The 19,746-nt window shown below is 58.3% G+C and carries 14 protein-coding genes; 6 read left to right on the forward strand and 8 right to left on the reverse strand.

Annotated features, from left to right (window positions below):
* Positions 1 to 617 precede the first annotated feature (617 nt).
* Positions 618 to 965, forward strand: coding sequence for a hypothetical protein (locus AC0L3A_RS37185; protein WP_354129103.1), 348 nt, complete (start codon positions 618 to 620; stop codon positions 963 to 965).
* An 877-nt stretch (positions 966 to 1,842) separates the two neighbouring features.
* Positions 1,843 to 2,280, forward strand: coding sequence for a hypothetical protein (locus AC0L3A_RS37190; protein WP_473256273.1), 438 nt, complete (start codon positions 1,843 to 1,845; stop codon positions 2,278 to 2,280).
* Between the two features lie 467 nt (positions 2,281 to 2,747).
* On the opposite strand, the gene AC0L3A_RS37195 is transcribed toward AC0L3A_RS37190, so the two are convergent.
* The gene (locus AC0L3A_RS37195; protein WP_354129101.1) at positions 2,748 to 2,960 is read right to left on the reverse strand and encodes a hypothetical protein; all 213 of its coding nucleotides are present in this window, start codon (positions 2,958 to 2,960) and stop codon (positions 2,748 to 2,750) included.
* A 2,352-nt stretch (positions 2,961 to 5,312) separates the two neighbouring features.
* Complete coding sequence (locus AC0L3A_RS37200) at positions 5,313 to 6,065, reverse strand: hypothetical protein (protein WP_473256274.1); 753 nt, start codon at positions 6,063 to 6,065, stop codon at positions 5,313 to 5,315.
* 521 nt (positions 6,066 to 6,586) lie between these two features.
* On the opposite strand from AC0L3A_RS37200, the gene AC0L3A_RS37205 reads away from it, so the two are divergent.
* The 3 genes from AC0L3A_RS37205 to AC0L3A_RS37215 all read left to right on the forward strand — a co-directional run bounded on the left by AC0L3A_RS37205 (position 6,587) and on the right by AC0L3A_RS37215 (position 12,781).
* Positions 6,587 to 6,925 carry an H-NS histone family protein gene (locus tag AC0L3A_RS37205; protein ID WP_354129099.1) on the forward strand — a complete coding sequence of 113 codons (339 nt, stop codon included), beginning with the start codon at positions 6,587 to 6,589 and terminating at the stop codon, positions 6,923 to 6,925.
* 377 nt (positions 6,926 to 7,302) lie between these two features.
* Positions 7,303 to 7,701, forward strand: a complete 399-nt coding sequence (locus tag AC0L3A_RS37210) for a hypothetical protein (RefSeq protein WP_473256275.1) — start codon at positions 7,303 to 7,305, stop codon at positions 7,699 to 7,701.
* A 1,699-nt stretch (positions 7,702 to 9,400) separates the two neighbouring features.
* Positions 9,401 to 12,781 carry an AAA family ATPase gene (locus AC0L3A_RS37215; RefSeq protein ID WP_354129097.1) on the forward strand — a complete coding sequence of 1,127 codons (3,381 nt, stop codon included), beginning with the start codon at positions 9,401 to 9,403 and terminating at the stop codon, positions 12,779 to 12,781.
* 47 nt (positions 12,782 to 12,828) lie between these two features.
* Here the strand turns inward: AC0L3A_RS37215 and AC0L3A_RS37220 are convergent, their stop codons facing one another.
* From AC0L3A_RS37220 to AC0L3A_RS37240, 5 genes are all read right to left on the reverse strand, one after another.
* Positions 12,829 to 13,020, reverse strand: coding sequence for a hypothetical protein (locus AC0L3A_RS37220; RefSeq protein WP_009859246.1), 192 nt, complete (start codon positions 13,018 to 13,020; stop codon positions 12,829 to 12,831).
* 192 nt (positions 13,021 to 13,212) lie between these two features.
* The gene (locus AC0L3A_RS37225) at positions 13,213 to 14,826 is read right to left on the reverse strand and encodes an NAD(P)-binding domain-containing protein (protein WP_473256276.1); all 1,614 of its coding nucleotides are present in this window, start codon (positions 14,824 to 14,826) and stop codon (positions 13,213 to 13,215) included.
* A gap of 617 nt (positions 14,827 to 15,443) precedes the next feature.
* Positions 15,444 to 16,493, reverse strand: coding sequence for an HD-GYP domain-containing protein (locus AC0L3A_RS37230; protein ID WP_354129096.1), 1,050 nt, complete (start codon positions 16,491 to 16,493; stop codon positions 15,444 to 15,446).
* An 88-nt stretch (positions 16,494 to 16,581) separates the two neighbouring features.
* Positions 16,582 to 16,905, reverse strand: coding sequence for a PilZ domain-containing protein (locus tag AC0L3A_RS37235; RefSeq protein ID WP_354129095.1), 324 nt, complete (start codon positions 16,903 to 16,905; stop codon positions 16,582 to 16,584).
* Positions 16,902 to 17,978, reverse strand: a complete 1,077-nt coding sequence (locus AC0L3A_RS37240; RefSeq protein WP_473256277.1) for a DUF2336 domain-containing protein — start codon at positions 17,976 to 17,978, stop codon at positions 16,902 to 16,904. Before AC0L3A_RS37240 ends, AC0L3A_RS37235 begins: the two co-directional genes overlap by 4 nt.
* Before the next feature lie 364 nt (positions 17,979 to 18,342).
* On the opposite strand from AC0L3A_RS37240, the gene AC0L3A_RS37245 reads away from it, so the two are divergent.
* Complete coding sequence (locus tag AC0L3A_RS37245) at positions 18,343 to 18,726, forward strand: hypothetical protein (RefSeq protein ID WP_354172863.1); 384 nt, start codon at positions 18,343 to 18,345, stop codon at positions 18,724 to 18,726.
* A 123-nt stretch (positions 18,727 to 18,849) separates the two neighbouring features.
* Here AC0L3A_RS37245 and AC0L3A_RS37250 read toward each other — a convergent pair whose 3' ends face one another.
* Entirely contained in the window at positions 18,850 to 19,368 is a 519-nt protein-coding gene (locus AC0L3A_RS37250) for a hypothetical protein (protein WP_354129093.1), read from the reverse strand.
* Positions 19,369 to 19,746 lie beyond the last annotated feature (378 nt).

Raw genomic sequence — 19,746 nt, forward strand, 5'->3', positions numbered from 1 at the left:
ACCGGCGGAAACAACCTTCAACCGAAATCATAATCCCGATGGTGGGGGGCAGTTCTTCATGACGCAAAGGGGGCAGTCCCGGATGGCGTTTGACAAACCTGTGGCATAATCATTGCAGAGTTGAACAGGAGTGGGATTTCAGTGCCCAGTCTGAGACAAGAGCGCCGCCGGGGGGACTGGCATTTCGAGCCCGGCAGCGCTCTCCCTTACTGTTCTGGCTCGCCTGCGGAGGGCCCCGCCCAAGCTTTGCGGCTGGAGCGGGCCGAATGGCAAATCAGGGCTATTTGGCCGCCTGCAGAACCGCCGCCGACCGTCTGGCGGCTACCTCCGCACGCTGATCATCCGATAGCTCCTCCGCATGCGCAGAACAAACACCCGCCTCGGGGCGCTTCCGCCTTCGTCCACAGGCCTGCATATTTTTCCCAAGTTGTGGCATTTTACGCGCGCAACCTATTGATTTCGCGCATTGGTTGAGGTTCAGTGCGCCCTGTTGTTTTTAGCCGGGGGGCTTTTCACATGCGTAGATTTGGCGTCGCGGCGCTTTGCGTCGCGCTGGGCGGCTGCGGACTTGCCGCGCGCCGAAGCGTGAGCAGCAACAAGCAGCAGCTGCTGCGGCCATGCAGCAGGCCTTTGAAAACTGCAAGGTGCAATTCCCCGAAGGCACCAAAAACATGATCGAGAAGAACAAGTGCAACGCCACCGCCGCGCTGGCGATCAGGCCTTTCACGACCTACACCGACTTGTTCGATAAATACTGCGCCACGCGAGCTGTCATAGCCGAACGCGTGCAGGCGGGAAAAATGACGGTGGCCGAAGCTAACCAAGAGGCGACCCAAGCTCAGTCAGACATCGCAGCAGAGGAGCAGCGCCGCAATCTCGCAAATCGATCGGTAGGTGCTCAAGAGTCGGCCTGCGCGTTGGCTTTGCTGAAGACTCTCCTGACGGGACCACGCTACTTCCGCTGATTAGCGGTCCGGTCTCTCGCTTCAACGCGGATGGGAAATGGCAACCGGACAAGAACAAAACCGAAGGAGTCTCGATACATTCGGACAGTTCGCTGGAAGTGGAAACAGTGGTCAGGAAGGGGACAAAGCAAAGAGAAGGAAGATTTCAGGGATATTCACCAAGAGTGTTATCCGCGCATCGTCACGCCCCCACCTTCTGTAGAGGTCACGGTCAGACGCTACGATTCTCGTGTCCTCATCGTTTCTCCGACTGTTAATGTCGACGACGCAGAAGACCTAAAACACGTCATCAATTTATTTCTTGAGCTGATCGGTTACTGCGAAATCACAGCGACCGACCTGAAGTCGCTCGTTCCCCCACACATAAAACAGATCAACTGGAATCTCTTGCCTCCAGGCGAGTACCCATGGAGTAGAATGAAGAGCCACCTTACCTTCGCGTCGCGCAGGGCATCTGAAGGTGTGGCGGCTGTCATTCAGGATCGCCAGGAAACCTTAGGCCCTTGGACCGAACACCATATACGTCGGAGTCAATGGATTTAGCGATGCATTGCATACGAATTCAAAACACAAGATCTAGTGGTCCTCGAAAGCATCCGTCGCGACAACGCGATTTACGTATTCGGACATGATTGGGAGGCGGCTTCTCGGCTGTCGAAGAAGCAAATTTTGGATGCGTCTCTCCAAACGGCGCGCATCGTGCATTCGACTGGCTGGAAGGAAACACTTAGGGCTCTCGTGGCATAAGCAATGCTAGAAACGCCACGCTTAACCAGGGCAACAGGCCCGGCCGATATGGCGCAACATGACCGAAATCCCGCGGTGATTAGAAAATTCAAACAGGCCTTCAAGCGTCGGCAACAGAGGTTAGCAGGCCATGCAGTACGCGAAGTTCGCGTTTAAGGTACTTGTGATCTGCCTATTAGTGACGATCGTGGGTGGCTATTTTTATCTGGTATATTCGGGGGAGCTGCCACGACCTGACATCAAGGCATTAGGCGAGCAGATCGCGCCTTCTCTCGCCTCCGGCGGGTCCTCCATCGGGATATTGGCGATCGGTTTGTCCTTCCTTTTGACCGCGATCGCGCCGTTAATCTACGCAGCCAGATCTGGAGACGTCTTCACGGTAGTGGTCAGCGTCGTTTCACTTGTCGTCTGCTTCGCCATCCTAGCGTCCAGCAGGACGGTGATCGACATGGTTTTGGCAGCGATCGTGTATTTTACCAGCGCTCTGATTTCTGTGGTCATGTATTCGTCCAGCTGCGTCGCTGCGGCCGTCGAGAAGAGATTTCAGCTGCCGGATGGCGGGACGTGATGGTGGCCCAGTTGAGAGAGATTGGACCAATAGCCCCGCCGAGACCTCCGCTCACAGCGGGGGCTCGGTTTATTCGCGGCTTCCAGCGCGTGGGTCTTGCCCTTGCTGGGCTCATTGGAATAGCAGGCATCGTGACGACCATTGTCATCGCTCTGGACCAACAATCCTCGGCTGAGCGCAGGTACACGCAAGCAAAGTGCGTCTACGACTAGCTAACCACCGGCCAGCCTGTCAAAATGCTGGAATACAGCAAGGGAAAGATCGACTACGACGGATCTGGATGCTACCGGGCCGGGGTATCGCATGGTCGATTCGAGATTGTTGGTGTGCAGCGGCATCATACCCTCCCGCTTCGGGCCGCACGCGTATATGAGCGCGCAAGGAAAGGCGCAGCCCAATTCTGACTCTCCCTTGCGCCGTTGGCCTCAGCGTCGCGCGGCACAATGCATTGCGCGACGCCGTAGCGATTACTTACGCTCCGCGTCAGCCTCCTGCTCAAGCCGCAAAATATGTGCGCGCAGCGTGTCAAACCGCTCCTCGGCAACGTCGCTGAATAGCGGGTCATTGTGACTCGTCGCGGCTGAAGCGATCTCAGTCCAATCTTGAGGCTCGAGAACCTTAACTGCCACGGGAAAAAAATCGCGATCTTCCATCCTCATGTGACGGCGCTCTATGATCATGGCAGAGCTCCATAAACGGGTCTCAATATAGTCTTTGGTCGAGTGTCAGCATTTGCGACAGATCAATCCGAGACAATACGATTTTCAGATCGCGGACCATGCTCGCGATTGCCCTAGCCGCAATTTAGACCCATATTCTGAATTGCAGATGCGTGTAAAACGGGAAAGCCGCGGTGAGCAAGCACGGATCGTGGCTGAAAAGTGCCATTCCCCTCCCCCTTGCAACGTCGCTAACCCGCATGGACCTTCGCGGCGCCATGCGCCGTTGCGGACGCGCGTGGGATGATTCCACCGGTAAGCTGACGCACAAGTAATACAAAATTATGTGGCACATCTTTCGCTTGGAGATGCTCGACAAATGCCGATGTCTCCAAGGACCCGGATGGGGGCGAATGACGGTAGCCTCAGTGTCGGCCAGAAGACGGCCATAGCAAAGGCTCCCGGAACCTGAGTTCTTGTTCAGGTTTCCTGGTGTTGATGAGGTTCACCACCGATGCCCTACCAGCACCTCGCCCGTGTTGTGATGCGCCTCCGACTTCTTCATGGCATCCCGCTTACTCAAACATGGCGTCGATCTTGGCCAACATCGAGTAAAGGCTTTCAGCCGAGGCCTACCCGTAAGCGAGAAGGCGCCCGGCCGCCCGGCGAGGACCCGCCGGCAAGCCGCCGCGTCGAAGGTCGGCTCCGAAGCAGGATGAACCGCTCGAGGCGCAGGTTTACTCTACGCTGCTCCGACTGAACATTTCCGCCTCCAGAACCGGAGCTGAACGATCACGCGGCACCTGATACGATCCAAGCGCAGGGCAGAACGTCCGGTGTGGAAAGAAAAGGAACCAGATGCGCGCACTTATAATCGCAGGCCTGGCGTTCGCCTCACTGGGCGCAGCCAGGGCCGATGACACTACGGCGGACAAGACAAAGCAAAAGACAATTGCAGCTACATGCTGATGGATGGCCAGTTGGTCGATCTACCGGTTGGCGCGAACGTTTGCGTCCGCTCACCTGCGCCATATACCAACCAATACGCCCTGCTTCACTGTTATGCGCCCCTTCAAGAGGTCGACCTCGTAAAGCGCGGTGATTTCCGGTGTAGTGAAAAGTACCAAGATCGCGAGTGAAAAAAATAGAGGGGCGTGAACCCGAGCTGTTCGCTCTGGTCCGAGTCACGGCTCGACGAAAAAGCCCTAGCGCTGCTTGGATGCGCTAGGGCCCATTCTGTACCGGCCCACTCGCAGTTAAGACCGGTGCGCGTACCATGGCCCATAAACGTTTCAGAGTGGTTAGTTGGAGGCTTCCGCTGTTCTAAAATAGTTCGGCCAGTTGCAGAAACTCGCAGGCGGCGCAAACAATCATTCCCCACAGCGCAAAGTTTATCTGCAGAGCTGCAACCATGCTTCCCTCCTTGTCGGCCGTGCTTGGTGCTACGGTTGATGGTGGACTTGCATTTTCACCATTTCCCCGAATTTACACCGATTCCAACGTCTCAACCGCCCGCAAGAATACTGGGTGGGACTCTCGATGAAACACGGCAGAACGTCGGGCTATGCGTCCGCCCTCTTCCGCATCAGGGCAAGACGTGGCGCAGGCGCAACAGCCTCCCATGTTCCGCTTCGGAACACATGTTTTGGACTCAACCCGCAAACCAGGTTCTGCAATCATCGCCAACAGCCGGGGCTGGAAGTGTCCATTACGTAAGCACTCAATTTTCCCGGGACAATAAAGGCCGCAGGAGATGAGCTGATCCTGCGGTCTTTTTCATCTCAGCGGCGGATGTGGCAATCTCAGGAGCGGAGGGCGCGGAGAGTGTTGCGTGCTTGAAAGGAAAAGCTCCCCGAGCAACTTGGAGCTACCAAAGACGCCGATCAGCGAGGCGATATCGATCAGCTTGGCCGATGTTTCGCCTTGGAGTTCTCCCAGGCGACCTTGAAGCGGCGCGCTTGGCTTCATCGAGCGAGCCAGCTTCCCCGAACGGCGGACCGGGAAACGTCACGATGGAGGCCAGTGCGGTAGCGCACGACGTCCTTATTCGCCCCGTACAGAAGAGCTGGCGAATGCATTTGAGGAAGCCGATCGCCTTCCCAAAGCTGCACGTCGTGCTCGCCATACATTTGCTAGGCTCGACGTCTCGCCGCTTGCTCGTCAATACAGTCAAGCTTTGCTGCGCAGATCACTTGCCGCAGTCCACCACGAACACTTTGTACCCGCATGATGGCAGTCCCATCCAAAAAGGGGATCGTCAGGTTAATCGAATGTCCGTCTAAGGCAGCGCCGAACTGAGTGCAGGCGCGCGGAACCTTTGTACGTGTGGCAATTCGGCTATAACGGCGTGAACTCATCGATCGCGGGGCTGCGTCAACTAACCCGCTCAGTGTACGCGCATCGGTGGCGTAGCTTTACCGTCTGCCGAACCGTGCGGTTCGAGCTTAAAATCGAAAAGCCCCCCAGCGTCATCAGCAGCACACCTAACGAGGTTACCGTCCAGCTGCGCGGCTCGTCGCGCACCTCTTCATTGTGCGCGGCCATCGGGATAGCTGGAGGTGAGTCGGCTCGCGCGGCCGCGGCAAGCTTCTCCACGTCAACTTGGGGCGGCACGGAGTGCTCGGGCGTGAGCTGGGTGATAGGAAGATCCGCGGCGGGTCGCGCCGGCATGGGGGCCGGCGTGCCCGCATCGAAAACAGAAGCGGCATCGGCCACCTTGAGTTCGTGTGCCGGCGGCGTCTGCTGAGCCCCCTCGGCCGCCGATGAGCTTGGCAACTCCGCGCGCGCATCGATCACGGGTCTCGCCCTTTGCTGCTCGGCCTCGTTCTCGACGGAGCTGGCGGCGCGGTTGGCCACACGACCATGAGCCGGTTGTCGCACTGTCGCGGTGCCTTCGGCTAGGAACCAGCATTTGCGGTGGCCGTCCCGCCGATAGACCCAGTGCTGACGTGGGCCATGCGAGTTGCCGGGCCGCGGCAGGCATTCCGGCTGCACCGATGAGGTTGCAGCGGGCTCGCGCGGAGCAATATTGAACAAGTTAGTAAAAGGGTCGGAGCACGCTGGTGTCGCCGGAAGACCTCCGACAAGGACTAAACCGGCGAAGTAAAATCGCAAATGACGGGACATCGAAAACTCCCGGTGCTGCGCCCCCTACTCGGCACGAGCCTTCGCGGCGACATGGGCTCCGATGCGGCTTAAATCTGGCAACGTGATGGATTAATTGTGCTCCTGGCCATCCGCGTTAACAGGCCATCCAACACTCTTCGGTTGCAAAACGGGGCAGCGCGTTCAATTAAGTCGAGCCACATGCGTTACGTGGGGCGTCGATCCCGCTCGCGATCCGCGACGCGGCCGCCCGGTTGATCACTCGCTGCAGTGTTTGCGCTCACCTTCGCAATGGCAATGTGGAAGCGCAACTGGTCGAGCGGTAGGTTGTGGATAATACGATGCCGGTGTGCGGGCCGGGGTGAGGATTCGCCTGGCACCAAATTAAATGCTCCGTCACGATATTACCGCCATCGCGCCTTTCTCCCGTTTACCTCCTCATTTAAATGTGGATTGTACGACGACTATATAACTGATGGCTTGTCTGCTCCTTCATTCCCGACTTGTCTGCCTGGGCCTTCCCCCAAGAGTTGGATCGAGCGATGAACACCGAGCATTTCAATTCGCTTTCCCTTGACGAACTTTGGATACTTCACCAACAGGTCGCCGCCACCCTCAGTCAGAAAATTTTGGTGCAAAAAGCACGGTTGGAGGAGCGGCTCCACAAAATTGGACTGGCCGAGAAAGCTGTACGGTTCGATCGTAAGCGCCGTCCATACCCGCCCGTTCGCCCCAAATATGGCAACCCAAAGAACCCGGCGGAGACATGGTCCGGCCGCGGCAGACTGCCTCGATGGCTGCGGCCGCAGCTTCGAGGTGGCCGGAAGTTGGACGATTTCCTAATCGACCAGGCTTCGGTTCAAAAGCGGCAGACAAATTGAGCGCCGCGATCACATTGGGAAGAAGGCCCACTGCAATGATTACGACGGATGTCCAAGATCAGGCCATAGCCGCGAAGATGACCGGATAATTGACTTCGAGAGGCAATCGGCCAGACTGCACGTCAATAGCGAGCAAAGCAGATTGCACCGCATCGCTGGTGCCGGACACATGATCCATCAGTCCGCGACCGCCGAGGTGATGGCAGCGTCGACGAGGCCGCTGCATTCATGAATAGCGATCAGCCAAAGAATGCCGCCCCCGGGCGATCCATAGCAGACTAAGCAAAGCCGCGCGGCGACGGAGCTTACGGGCCACCGGCAGCCACTCTTCTGCAACTGGCCTCCCGTCCCCGCCAGGCAGCTTCGGAGACTCGATCGTGTCCAATCTCTACTCCATGAAGAGAAACGTGCACGCGACCCGTCGCCTGTTCGCCCCGCTCAACAGCAGCGTTGGCAACTTGCCCAGGATGCCGGGCATCTTCCCGGACTGCCCCGCCCCCTCGTCCGCAATGTGCCTGCGGCGGTGGCTCACAAGGGGAAGCGGGATTGGGTCAGCGACGATCTGGACGTACGCGGAGGGGTACGACTTTATCCATGTCGCTGTGACCGGAGCGCCGGCTTTGCAGCTGCACCACCTGCTCGAGTTCGAGAGCCTCTATGGCGAGCTCATCTGCCAAGCGTTCGAAAAGTGCGCGCTTTTGCGGGTCGCTCGATCGCCTGCTCATAAGGGCCAAATCCGCGGCATCGGCACGGAGTTTGTCCAATTTTTCCCTTAGGTCCGCCATGGTATCGGCCCCGTCCTAGACCCACCTCGCCATGCGTCACGGGATGCAGGTCAGCGGCGGAACACGCTATGGGTTCTTCGTTAATTGATTGTTAGGCCGATATTCGTGAGGGCCGAGATGTGTGAACCAGCGCCCGCTGGCCTTGCCGAACGCGTCTGCGGCTATCCGATCAATGCTTCAGTGCGCACACGTGGTCACGAGCAGCATGGTCCGGCTGCATTGCCAATCGGACCCCAACATTGGTTCATGGACTCCACGAGGAGTACCGACGGCCATAGTAGTACCAGCCGCCACCAGAACAGCGGCGGTCAGCGCGAGCATTCGACAGGTTGCCAAGTTCCACTTCATTGCGCTTCCCTCCAGTGGAAGCACGCACGCTAGGCTCAGGAATACCTCCCGCTTGTGAACTACTTCACACGGCCTTTCCTAACAGTCATCACAGTCGCGTACAGCAAGCACGCTGCGTCAACCGGCGGCCCTCGAGGCGCTAGGCTCCCGAGGCGCAGTCATACGTGATGCTGCAGTCCCCAGAAGGCGATCAGCAGAAGGGCTGCGGCCCCAATTTCCAGCAATAGGAGAATGGCTTCCAGCATGACGAATCAAGCCCCGCCCAAGGGAATCATACACATGGGTGAAACTTAGTCATCGTGGACTGGCCTGCCCCGGGCCCGATCTGATCAAAGAAAAACCCGCCGGCCTAGGTCCGCCGGGCTCTCAATTCCCATTCCTATCCCAGTGCTCGTCACCAGTCCGCGATAGGACCTGTTCTAGCGCTGGGCGATTGACGGTGTGTTACTTGCGCATCGCGCACCACCGGGCAAACCTGAGCCGCTGGAGCGCCTATACGGCACGGATCAGGCGCATTCCGACTTCAGGTGGTGCCCGGGAAGCTCCTGCCTCCTCAGGCCACCTGCCCTTCGTTGAGGATGGGACGGACCAGTCTGCTGCGTTTTTCAGGTAGGCCGCGGCGAGGCATCCAGCGCCAACTCGCGCTATGTGTTCGCCGCCAACGAGACACCACGTCGCAGTCAACGTCTTCGATAGATCACGCCTTCGGACTGTCCCATACTCCAGGCGATTCCGACCATGATTTGGATCAAACAGAGCGAGAGCTTCAATTGGTTGAACTCTCTTATGAGCAAGAGCAGCTGTAGCGATCGAGCTCGAGCTGGCATTGGCAGATTTAACTCGTAGCAAGTCGCCGTAGAAATTCATGCCGACTCCCAGGCAGTCAACTGAAATCTGTCCCATTCCAACTACTTGCCGTGGAGAGTCTAGAGGAGTGGATATCCTCTGGCTTTCTATGATTGAACTTCAAAAGCCTTAACGGCGGCGAGCTTCCCCAATCTGCCGGTTGAGCGGTCGACCAATTCGGGCTCCTGATCAACATGGAGACTGCGGAGCGCTCGACATCACCGTGCCACCCTCGTCGCTCACCATGGGATCTCCTCATGAGCGATGTAGGGACAGAAACGACAGCCACAGCCGTCGGACGGAACACTTACCATGCTTCAAGAGGTATTTAGGTGCGACGAATTGCGAGGCTGTTCACATATACAGGCCAGACAGCATGCTATTGTCGGTGCGATAAGACCGAACTGCTTTGAATGGATATTCGAATGCGATGAAGTAGCCGAACCAAGGTTTGGCTCTGACATGCTGAATCTTTCGTACACACCAGGGTCCGGCCATGGAAATCAAGACTTGGCTGAGAAGGCTAGGGCTGGGACAGCATGAGTCCCTATTCATCGCGAATGCCATCGATTGCGATGTGTTGCCGCAATTGACAGAAGGCGACTTCGAAAAGATCGGCATCCCACTTGGCGACCGCAAGCGCCTGATGAATGCGATCAGTGCGCTTCCCTCCAGCCCTCCCTCGGCTGATGCGAATACTGCAGTTGCGCAGTACGCGGAACGCCGCCACCTCACGGTGATGATCTGTGACTTAGTCGGTTCGACCGCTTTGACGGCACGGCTTGATCCGGAAGATATGGGCGCCGTCATAGATGCCTATCACGCTGCTTGTGCTCGCATCACGCGCTCCTATGACGGCTTTCTCGCCGACTTTCGCGGAGACGGCATCCTTGCGTATTTCGGCTATCCCATTGCGCACGAGGACGATCCCGAACGAACGGTGCGAGCTGCACTGGATATCATTGCTGCCGTCGCACGGCTCGAAACCCGCGCAGGAGAACCTCTCGCCGTGCGTATCGGCATCGCCACCGGCATGGTGGTAGTCGGCGACCTGGGTGGCGAGGGTAAGCTTCGGGAGCATTCCGTCGTTGGGGGCGCTCCTAATATCGCGGCTCGCGTGCAAGCCTTGGTAGAGCCGAATACAGTGGTCGTCGCTGATTCGACGCGCCGTCTCCTTGGCGATATCTTTAATCTTCGCGATCTTGGGGCCCACCAGCTCAAGGGCATCAGCGCGCCCGTCTGCGCGTGGGCCGTTCAGGGCCTCTCCGCTTCCGAGAGCCGCTTTGAAGCGGTGCGTCCGGCAGAGCGCGCCCATCTCATCGGCCGCGATTCCGAGTTGGAGTTCCTGTTGGAACGTCAGCGTTTGGCTCGCACCGGCGAAGGCCAGATTGTTCTCCTCTCCGGCGAGCCGGGTATCGGGAAATCGCGCCTAGCAGCCGCTCTGGCTGAGCGTGCAGCTAAGCATCAACCACAGATGCAATTTCGTTATCAGTGCTCGCCTTATCACGCCAACAGCGCACTTCATCCCGTGGTCGAGCAGTTGGAAAGGAGCGCCGGGTTTAAGGCGGACGATTCGGCCGAGATGCGGCTTGACAAGCTGGAGGCGCTGCTCGCGCTGAGAGCGACGCAAGTTCAGACGGTGGTACCCCTTTTTGCCGCGCTGCTATCGATTCCGTGCGAGGATCGTTATCCGAAACTGCAGCTAAGCCCCGCCCAGCAGCGTCGCCGAACGCTTGCCGCGCTCCTCGATCAATTCGAGAGCCGTTCGCGCAAACAGCCGATCTTCTTGCTCCTCGAAGATGTTCAGTGGGCCGACGACACCACCCTCGAATTGCTCGACCTCGTCGTAGAGCGAGCCCGACAGTTGCCTATTCTTGCGCTGGTTACCTTTCGACCAGAGTTCGAGCCTCCCTGGACTGGTCTTGCAAATGTCGGAAGCCTGATCCTCGGACGGCTCAACCCAGATGATGTCAAAGGTGTGGCCACGCAGGTGGCTAACGGTCGCGCGCTTCCGATCGACGTGATGAAGGAGATCGTCACAAAGACTGACGGAAACCCGCTCTTTGTGGAGGAACTCACAAAGGCTGTCATCGAAGCAGGCATCCTGGTTGAATATCAGGATCGCTATCAGCTCAGGGGGCCGTTACCGCCTTTCGCCATCCCGGAAACCCTCCATGACTCCCTGATGGCGCGGCTCGACCGCCTGCACTCGGTGAAGGAGATCGCCCAGATCGGCGCCACCATCGGTCGCGAATTCTCCTATTCCTTGATGCTGGCTGTGGTAGCTCGAGAGGACCCATGGTTGCAGCATTCCCTCGCCGAACTCGAGGAGGCCGGACTTATTTTCCGCCAAGGTGAGCTGCCGGATGCAATGTACAGCTTCAAGCACGCATTGGTCAGGGATGCGGCTTACCAAAGCCTGCTGAAGAGACGGCGACGGCAACTTCATGCTCAGATAGCGCGCGCCCTAGAGAACGGATTCAAGGATGCCGTCGTGAACGACCCTGAAATCCTTGCGCACCATTTCACCGAAGCCGGCATGCTCGAGCAAGCGACGGACTATTGGCTCAAGGCTGGAAAGCGCGCGCTCGGCCGCTCTTCCAATGCCGAGGCCGTAAAACATCTCACGCGAGGAATGGAGCTAACCCAGCAACTGCCGAGCTCGCCACAACGGGACCGCAAAGAATTAGATTTTTATCTGGCCCTTGGGCCTGCAGTTGCCGCGACTGAGGGTGATGCCGCGCCTGAAACGTCGCGGGTCTTCTCACGGGCTCGCGCGCTGCTTGGCGAAAGCGCCAGCCTAGAAGAACGGATGACGATCCTGTGGGGCAACTACCTAGCCCACTTCATGCGCGCGGAGTATGGCTCAGCGCTGGAGGACGCCCGGCACTGCCTCGCGTTGGCCACAGAGTATGAGCATCCCGGCGTGTCCGTCCTAGCCACACGGTTCATTGGGCAGTCGTTGCATTTCACGGGTGCCTTCGCCGATGCACGCCAACACCTCGATCGCGCCCTCGCACTATGCGCAACCAATCCAGCCACGATCTCGACCTATCGCCGCTTCGGAGTCGATGACGCGGTGAATAGCCTGGCGTGGCTCTCGACGACGCTATTGGTCCTTGGCTATCCTAAACAGTCTACAACAATCGTCGAGCGCACAGAGACTCTTGCCCGAACGAGAGAACAAAGCTTTACGACAGCCCTGGCTCTGGGGAACATAGCCGTTTTGGGCACAATCGGCGGCGACGCAAAGCGCGCCTTGGCTCACGCCGATGAGGCGATATCGCTCAGCATCGAGCATGAATTTGCGGCAATCGAACGAAGAGCACGTTTTTTCCGTGGAGCACTGTTAGCCCAAGCAGGAGACCTTCAAGTCGGGATTGAACTGATGCGCAGCGCCTTGGCGGCAACTTACCGCAACTCTGAGCGATGCCGCCGCACTGTGTACTTGGGCCATCTCGCCTTCGCCCATGCCCAGCTCGGAGAACCTGAAGTCGGACTCCGTCTGCTGGACGAAGGCGTTCAGCTGGCCGAAGCAACAGGTGAGAGGTTCTTTGAGGCCGAGCTGTACCGTCTTAGGGGCAGCATCAACCTAATACTCGGGAGGCGTGACCAGGCAGAGGTCGAACTGAAGCGAGCAGTGGCCATTGCGCGGCAACAGCAAGCCCGCTGGTGGGAGTTGCGTGCCTCGATCTGCCTCGCGCGGCATTGGTGTAACGAAGGCAGATATTTCGAAGCTACATCCCTCGCAAAACCAATATACTCTTGGTTTACCGACGGTCGGGATATGCCCGATCTGGAAGATGCCAGGAATCTCGTGGACGAATTAAGCTCAATTTCAGCACCGAAAGAGAAGCCAGATCACGGCAAATGCTAGCCAACGCCGCCCAACATCATGGCCGGCGCAAATTGATTAGCGCCCGATCAACGCCTGCCCTTCGACTGCTTTCGAGACTTCCGACCCGTTCGTTCAAGCTTGCTAAGGGCGCTCTCGACATCCTTGATCGCCTTTTTGAGCTGATCCTCACGCTTCCCGAGAATGGTTTTGAGTTCTCTCCGCTGCTTGGCGGTCAATGTAGTAAAATCGATCACTTTCGTAAATGCGATGAAGGCCATTGCTAACCTCACGATGATGGTGGTCGTCAGGCGGTGATCACTACGTGCAAGGCAACAAACTACAATATTCTCCAATACGACCTTTAGTCAAACGGCATTTCCACAATACTCAATTGGCTTTCTGTCCACCGAGCATCCGTCGAGCGTAGAATAGATCGTCGCGTCGCACCTCGCGAGCATAAAGTCGCTATGTCACCTCCCCTTTTTCTTCTTGAGCTGCGTCGTTCGCGGCGGGCGCTTCGTTGGGGCAGGTCGGGCGGACTTTGCAGCCGGAGATTCGTGCTGTGGCGTTGATCGTAGCAACAAGCCACGCAGCGTGGCAAACTGGTGCTGATCCAGCTGATTGGCGAAGCTGTCGAAATTCGCAGCGTCACTGCCAAGCTGGCTCAGCCAAACAAACGCATTGTCCAAGGTCCGCAGCTCAGGCGTCTGATATGACAGCAGATCGCGGTAATAATTGGCCGAGTCGTCGCAAAACAGATCACGCGCGATTCCGTTTACCAGCCGCCGCACTCCATACTTTATACCCGTGATGGCCGCTCCTGATATGCCGTGGCTCAGAAACGCTCCGAACGTGAAGTTGTGTATTCCTCTAAGGAACGGAGCGGCGCCGCGGTGCCGCTCCGTGAATTCAAAGGTGTCACCCAAATAGGGATAGCGTGCGAGTGACTCGCTTTCCTCGCCCGATGGAGGCGTGAAGCGGTCGCGCCAAAGGGCTATTTGTTCAAAAAATAGGGCGAGCTCGGGACGCGCTGAGAGATCCGGTTCGACACCGCTCGCAAAAATCATGAAGTCGAATTCGAATCTGCGATTCCTGCTTCGAACCCTTGCAGTACCGCAAGCTTCGTCGATGGAAGTCCATGCGCAGTCGGGGTGCCAGGCGAAATTCTCAAACTCGCGGCATCGCCAATAAGCGTCTTGTGTGGGGGGGACCGGAAGCTCGTCAAGAATGTGGCGCATGAACCGCCAGCGGTCCAGGTCCGACAGCTCACCGAAGTGGCCCAACATACCGGCAAAATTCATCCAAGTGAGTGGGTTGACCCGCGGCATCTCCGAACGGCGGAAGCAAAGGTCTACTCGCGCCGCGCCCGCCTCAAGCGCGAGAGCTGCGTTGTCAAAGGCCGATGCCCCGGCACCAAGGACGCCAATGCGTTTTCCCGTAAGCTTGCGAAAATCGATATCATCGGCCGAATGTGCATAAAGATCTTCCGACAAATCAGCGACCAGAAACTTAGGAGCGGCCCACCTGCCACTTCCCTCAAAGCCTGTCGCAAGAATGATCTTTCTTGCATATACCCGCTCAATCCCTTCGGAACGACGAAGATGGGCAAGGAAGATACCATCCGCCGGTTCAATCAAGATTAGTTCGACCTCGTTCTCAACCGGGAGATCCAGAACGTCTCGGTACCAATCCAGATAAGAACGCCATACCTCCTGAGGGAGGGTATCTATGCGACCCCATGCTCGCCGCCCAAATTTTTCCTCGTACCAGGCCCGTACCGTTAGACTCGGGACGCCGAAATCAATTCCAGTCACCTCCTTCGGCGTGCGCAACCGTTCCATCCGAGCGAAACTGCGCCAAGGTCCTTCGAAACCGCGTGGGCGGCGATCGATGATCCTGAAGTTTGTTATGCGCTCAAGCCTCAAACCGAACGCGATTCCCAGTCCGCTCTGTCCAGCGCCGACAATCAGCACGTCCAGAACCGGTACTCCGTCTACAAATCGCGGGACTGTCCACTCCCGAGCCGGATAGTCCAAATAAGTCAGCTCGCGTCGAACGCGCTTCGTGAGTTGGGACACGCTCATGGGACGTTCCTGCCGATGCGCTCTTGTAGACGTGATGTTTGCATGCTTGCAGTTCGGCTTAGTTCTGTCCCTTTATAACAGGTCCGAGTGCAGAAAATCGACCGCCCGACTGCCATTGGGTTTTGCACGCACCGATTTTGGCCCGCTACACAGCGGACTACTTCTTCTGCGGTCACTCAATGCTGGTCCACGTGACATCGAGCCATCATTTGCCTCCGATCGTGAGACACGCAACATCGACATTCACCGCGCGTATCCGTGACGATCCGATCGTTAACGGACCGAAAGACTCAGGCTAGCTCGCCAGCAGGTAGCCCCCGAGCGGCGAGCTTAGTTGCGGTCCTGACGAGGTCCCTGCCCGCCAATCGACATAGTGCCGAATTGCACGGGTCCATTCATAGCTCGTCACCGTAGCTTTTTGCGCGAGCTCCGCCCGGATCGTCAAAACTTGCAATGAGTTCAACGTTTTGGCTAGCGTTGAGCTCCGGGAACGGACATCATCGGCGCCGGTCAGGATGTCCAAGATGGGCCCAGAAGCCGAAGTGCATGGAAATAAGACCGCCTCCGATCAGCCTTGAGTGAGACGTGGAATATTCCTGCATAGGCTCGAGCAGAATTCATCTGCTAAGCGCGACATCCTTGAAAGAGGCGACTAGCGCCCTCTCCAGCTTTCCCCTGATGCCGCAGAGAATCTCGTACGCCGCCGCGCGTGGCATTGTCGGTTTGTACGGCCGGTGTTCGATCAGCGCCGCAAAGATATCCGAAATGGTCAGAATGCGCACGATGTCGGTGATGTTCTCGGCGCAGAGGCCGTCAGGATAGCCGCTGCCATCGAGATATTCGTGATGATGCCGGACCGCATCGAGGACTTCGGGTGAGATGTCCACGTGCCCTTTCAGCACATCGTAACCCACCGCCGGGTGGGTTTCGACCAACGTTCGCTCCTCGTCGTCGAGGCGTCCTGGCTTGTCCAGGATCGCCAAGGGCACCCTCGCCTTTCCTATGTCGTGGAACATGGCAGCAGTGGAGAGCCGTTCAAGGTCACTTTTACGGAAACCGAGGCTGAGGCCGAAATCGACCGCGACGCCGGTCACGAGCAGGCAGTGCTGGAACGTTCCCTCGTGATGGCGCCGCACCGTGGCCAGCCATTCGGATAGCCCATGCTCGGAAATCCGGTTGGTGATCTTGCGTCCGGCCTCTTTGGGACCGGCGACGTCGACCCGCTCCCCGAGGGTGATGGAGGTGAACATCGACGCAATCGCGGTTGCTGCGGCCTCAACCGCATTGTCAGGCTGCGAGATGCCGCTCGTCGACCCAGTCTCTCCGCCGGCTGGATCGGCCAAAGCGGCCAGGAGCTTGGCCGGCTCGATCTTGCCAGACAACACCAACGTTGCGCCGAGCGCATAAGCTTGCGAGATGCAAACGTGCGAGGTTTGCTCGACGAGGAAGATGCGCTTCTTTGCTATGGCGAACCGGGCAGCTCTCTTTTTCAGCGCGGCAATGTTTGCGACCGCCCGCAGGTCGGCACGGACGACGACCGCGGCAGCAGCGTGCGGAAGCTTTGCTTCTACATCGAGCCGCTCGCCGGCAACGGTGAACTGCCCTCCAAAAAGCGAGCAGAGCCCGAAGAGCTTCTCGGAAGTGTCGGCCAATACGTGCACGAGCATGACTGGTGCCTTCGTTCGTGGGGTGCCCGGCTGAATGGGCCTCGTCGGTGGTCCAAGGTCATTGGCTCACTTGGATAACACCGCTCGCTCAAGTTGGTTTGTGCGCGCCTCTGTCGCTCGCGGTCGTTTGGGCCTTCTTGCCGTTTGCTTGGACAAAGTGGACGCCAGCCGTGGTTCCGTCGATCCAGACCAGCTCGCAACGTCGATAGGCCAGTCCCGTCGACGACAGCAGCATGAAGAACTCCTTGGCCGAGAGAACATCGAGCGACCCTTCGACTTCGATCTTGGCGCCGGTGTTCGAGATATCGAGCAAGACGCAGCTTCGCCGCCAGGTGCCGTCGGAGCCCATCAGGTTCACGGGCTGTCTGTTGTCCATGCGCACCCGAGACGCCTTGCGACCGTCGAATTTCATTGGTTTCCTGCCGATCTTGCAGTGCGACCGTGGGCGCCCGCGGAGATTTCTCCCCAACGAACGGACCATTGGCTGGTCGAGAGATGAAGCGTTTCGAACAGCTCCTGAGCTCGTGCGCGCTCGCCTAGTGAAAGCCCCGCGCCGCGAGTGTTGAGGACGGCCAGCGTGGTCTGCCAATTCAAGCGCGATGCCCGGCACGCCATAACCGGGCCTTCGTAACCGGACTCTGCCATAACCTGCTCGATGGCCTCAATCGGTGCTCCCGACAGCACCGACAAGGCCGTGAACAGGTTCGCTGTCTCACGCCGGATCGCGAACCGATTGACAGTCGAGTCGTTCAGCTTTCCGCTCCGATTGAGCGATATAATCTCCGGCCTCGCAGCGGCGTACTCAGTGTCGCAAGGTCCCTTCGCTGTCGCTAATACTTGCGAGCAAGCGTTTGCGTTGGAAGCCTTAGGCGCCGGCCGTGGCGATGCCGACAGCAGCTCCCGAACCACCATGTCCGGGGTGTCTGGCCTCAGCGTCAGCGCTTTCGTGATCTCGTCGTCCTCCACAGCCCTACGGATCAAGTTGGCATAGGCCGCGCCCGAGAATTCAGCGCCCGGATTGCCGATGATGGCCAGACAAGTCTTGCTGCTGCCGCGCTGCAATATTGCCTCAGTCACTGGGCTTTCGATTCTGCGCCGGCCAGCAATGGCGAGACGGTGATCCTCGCTGCCGGACGTCGCGATCGCCACGAGATCGGCCGGCGACAGGGCGGGAGATTTCATAAGGATCGGGACTGCGACCGCCGGATCGTTGCACGAGGCGAGACGTCGCAGGGTCTTCATCGGAGCAGTACCCAGCTCGGCGAGCGTCGTGCTGAGCTCGGCGAGCGTCCCCGGCGCAATCCACGGTGCTAAGCGAATTAGAACGTCGTCAAGCAGGCCGACCTGCGGCTCTTGCAATCGGTGATTACCCTCAACGAGCAGCTCGGTGGTGCGCCAGAGCATGCGCGCACAACGTTCGGATGAGCTCCTCGCGATGGTGGCATCCAACTCAGTAATGAGATCGGCCGCAGAAACTGCCCTCATTGGCTGGCCCCAAATTCATTTTAATAATTCATTTTAATATCGCCACGTCAAATCAAACGTATTACGCGCGGAAGTTGTTAAGATTCCTTTATATGCCAAATCGTTACATACGAGAGGCTGTTATTATTCAACTGAACGGCGGTCATGACAAAACAAAGCCCGGCCGGAGATCGAGTCCCGGCCGGGCCTTGTTGAAGACTGAGCTGTTGGAGAAGGACGGCCCAGTGTCAATACAATGGACAGGCTCGCCCGCGCCTACCTTGATCTACGTCAAGGCACCCCTATCAGAAGGCGCGCTCGATTCCACCGCATGAAGAAGCCAGACCTGGCATTGTGCGCCACGGTCCAACGCAAGGAGCAAGCCATGATAAATCTGAAAGTTCTTGGCGCGTTCGTTATTGCGGCATCCGCCCTGTCCAGCTCTGCTGCACTGGCCCAGGCGGCTCTCTCCAATCCGGACGAATGCCAAGCTGAATTCGCCAACTGCACGGGTCTTGGAACCGGGACTACCCCCGTCTATCGATATCGGCGAACGGCGCATCGCCATCCGGTGGCGGCGGCTGCAACCGTCGGCGGCTGGAGCAATTCCTACGCCATGTCCGGCGGGATGGGGTACGGCGGCGGGATGGGGTACGGCCAGAACGGCTGGTACGGCAACTGGAGTTCGTATGCTACCCGCAACGGCATCACCTGCAGGCCCGGCACCAATTTCAAGGGTGCTGACGGTCTCCAGCATCTCTGCCAATAGGTGATCCGCTAGAGGCTAAATCAGGCGGGCCCAAGTGGCCGTGTGACTCTTGGCCCCAAACCCGACACGCATCCTGTCGGGTTTGGCGTCCTAGGGCAAAGCGGACGCTATTGAGTACACATGTTAAGCCGCAGCCTGCTCATCCCCGCCTATGGCCGCGTTCAGCGCAGCGACCGCCGCACGAACCTCCTTGCCCGCCATCCTTGCCGCATATTGGCCTGCAAAGCCGAGATCGCCTATCTCGCTTAAGGTGCTGTCGGACGACGACGCCATGTCGAGTATCGCGCACACCTTGTGGCGCAGCTGGCCGCGCAAGGTCTCGGTATCCAGCGCGCGAGCCAACTCCCCTTGGGCATCCGGCATCTCAGCATCCCAGCTCCCGGTGTCGGCCTTGTCGCTTGCCCGATGTCGAACCTCGCCGAACCGTTCTTCGGGGCCAACCCAGGCATGGCCGTCCCAGATCTTAACGAGCTTGTTGCCAATCCAGCGCGCCCGTTTGTTTTCGACCGCCCAAATCAGTTGCTTCGCGCTGACGTCCACCATCTCGCGGTCCATATTCGGAAGTACAGGCTGCTCGCCGCTCTCGCCTTCATCATCCCGCACCTCATTGTCGTTGGCGGCGATACGGGGCGGAGCGTTCAAGTCTCGCCAGAGCCGGAGGCCCACGAATGTGGCCTCATCACCCTGGCGCTTGCACCACGTGATGCAGCCAGCAACAGAAATTGCTTTTTCGAGCGAGCTAAGCCTGAAGTCTACCGTCCCAACTGGGCTGGTATCGATGACTACAACCTTGTCTTTATGCGCATCAACAGTACTCCGCTCCTCACCGTCTATTACGATCTCAAGCAGGTCGCGGGCAATCAGGCCTGTCTGACAGTATGAACCGCCCCGGGTTTGCCGGAGGCTATTTGGTTTAAGTTATGCCGCCATGGCCGGTTGTTCCAGCGTTGCTCGGCTTCGGCTGGCGGGATGTTGCCGATGGGCTCCAGGAGCCGTCGGTTGTTGAACCAGTCCACCCAT

It is taken from the genome of Bradyrhizobium sp. MI1.3 (genome assembly GCF_055811695.1).

What these genes read in the sequence shown, in the direction of transcription:
- AC0L3A_RS37235 (WP_354129095.1), bottom strand. Translation starts at nt 16,905, where the DNA reads ATGAAATTCGACGGTCGCAAGGCGTCTCGGGTGCGCATGGACAACAGA.
- AC0L3A_RS37205 (WP_354129099.1), top strand. Translation starts at nt 6,587, where the DNA reads ATGAACACCGAGCATTTCAATTCGCTTTCCCTTGACGAACTTTGGATA.
- AC0L3A_RS37195 (WP_354129101.1), bottom strand. Translation starts at nt 2,960, where the DNA reads ATGATCATAGAGCGCCGTCACATGAGGATGGAAGATCGCGATTTTTTT.
- AC0L3A_RS37215 (WP_354129097.1), top strand. Translation starts at nt 9,401, where the DNA reads ATGGAAATCAAGACTTGGCTGAGAAGGCTAGGGCTGGGACAGCATGAG.
- AC0L3A_RS37240 (WP_473256277.1), bottom strand. Translation starts at nt 17,978, where the DNA reads ATGAGGGCAGTTTCTGCGGCCGATCTCATTACTGAGTTGGATGCCACC.
- AC0L3A_RS37245 (WP_354172863.1), top strand. Translation starts at nt 18,343, where the DNA reads ATGATAAATCTGAAAGTTCTTGGCGCGTTCGTTATTGCGGCATCCGCC.
- AC0L3A_RS37185 (WP_354129103.1), top strand. Translation starts at nt 618, where the DNA reads ATGCAGCAGGCCTTTGAAAACTGCAAGGTGCAATTCCCCGAAGGCACC.
- AC0L3A_RS37220 (WP_009859246.1), bottom strand. Translation starts at nt 13,020, where the DNA reads ATGGCCTTCATCGCATTTACGAAAGTGATCGATTTTACTACATTGACC.
- AC0L3A_RS37200 (WP_473256274.1), bottom strand. Translation starts at nt 6,065, where the DNA reads ATGTCCCGTCATTTGCGATTTTACTTCGCCGGTTTAGTCCTTGTCGGA.
- AC0L3A_RS37190 (WP_473256273.1), top strand. Translation starts at nt 1,843, where the DNA reads ATGCAGTACGCGAAGTTCGCGTTTAAGGTACTTGTGATCTGCCTATTA.
- AC0L3A_RS37230 (WP_354129096.1), bottom strand. Translation starts at nt 16,493, where the DNA reads ATGCTCGTGCACGTATTGGCCGACACTTCCGAGAAGCTCTTCGGGCTC.
- AC0L3A_RS37225 (WP_473256276.1), bottom strand. Translation starts at nt 14,826, where the DNA reads ATGAGCGTGTCCCAACTCACGAAGCGCGTTCGACGCGAGCTGACTTAT.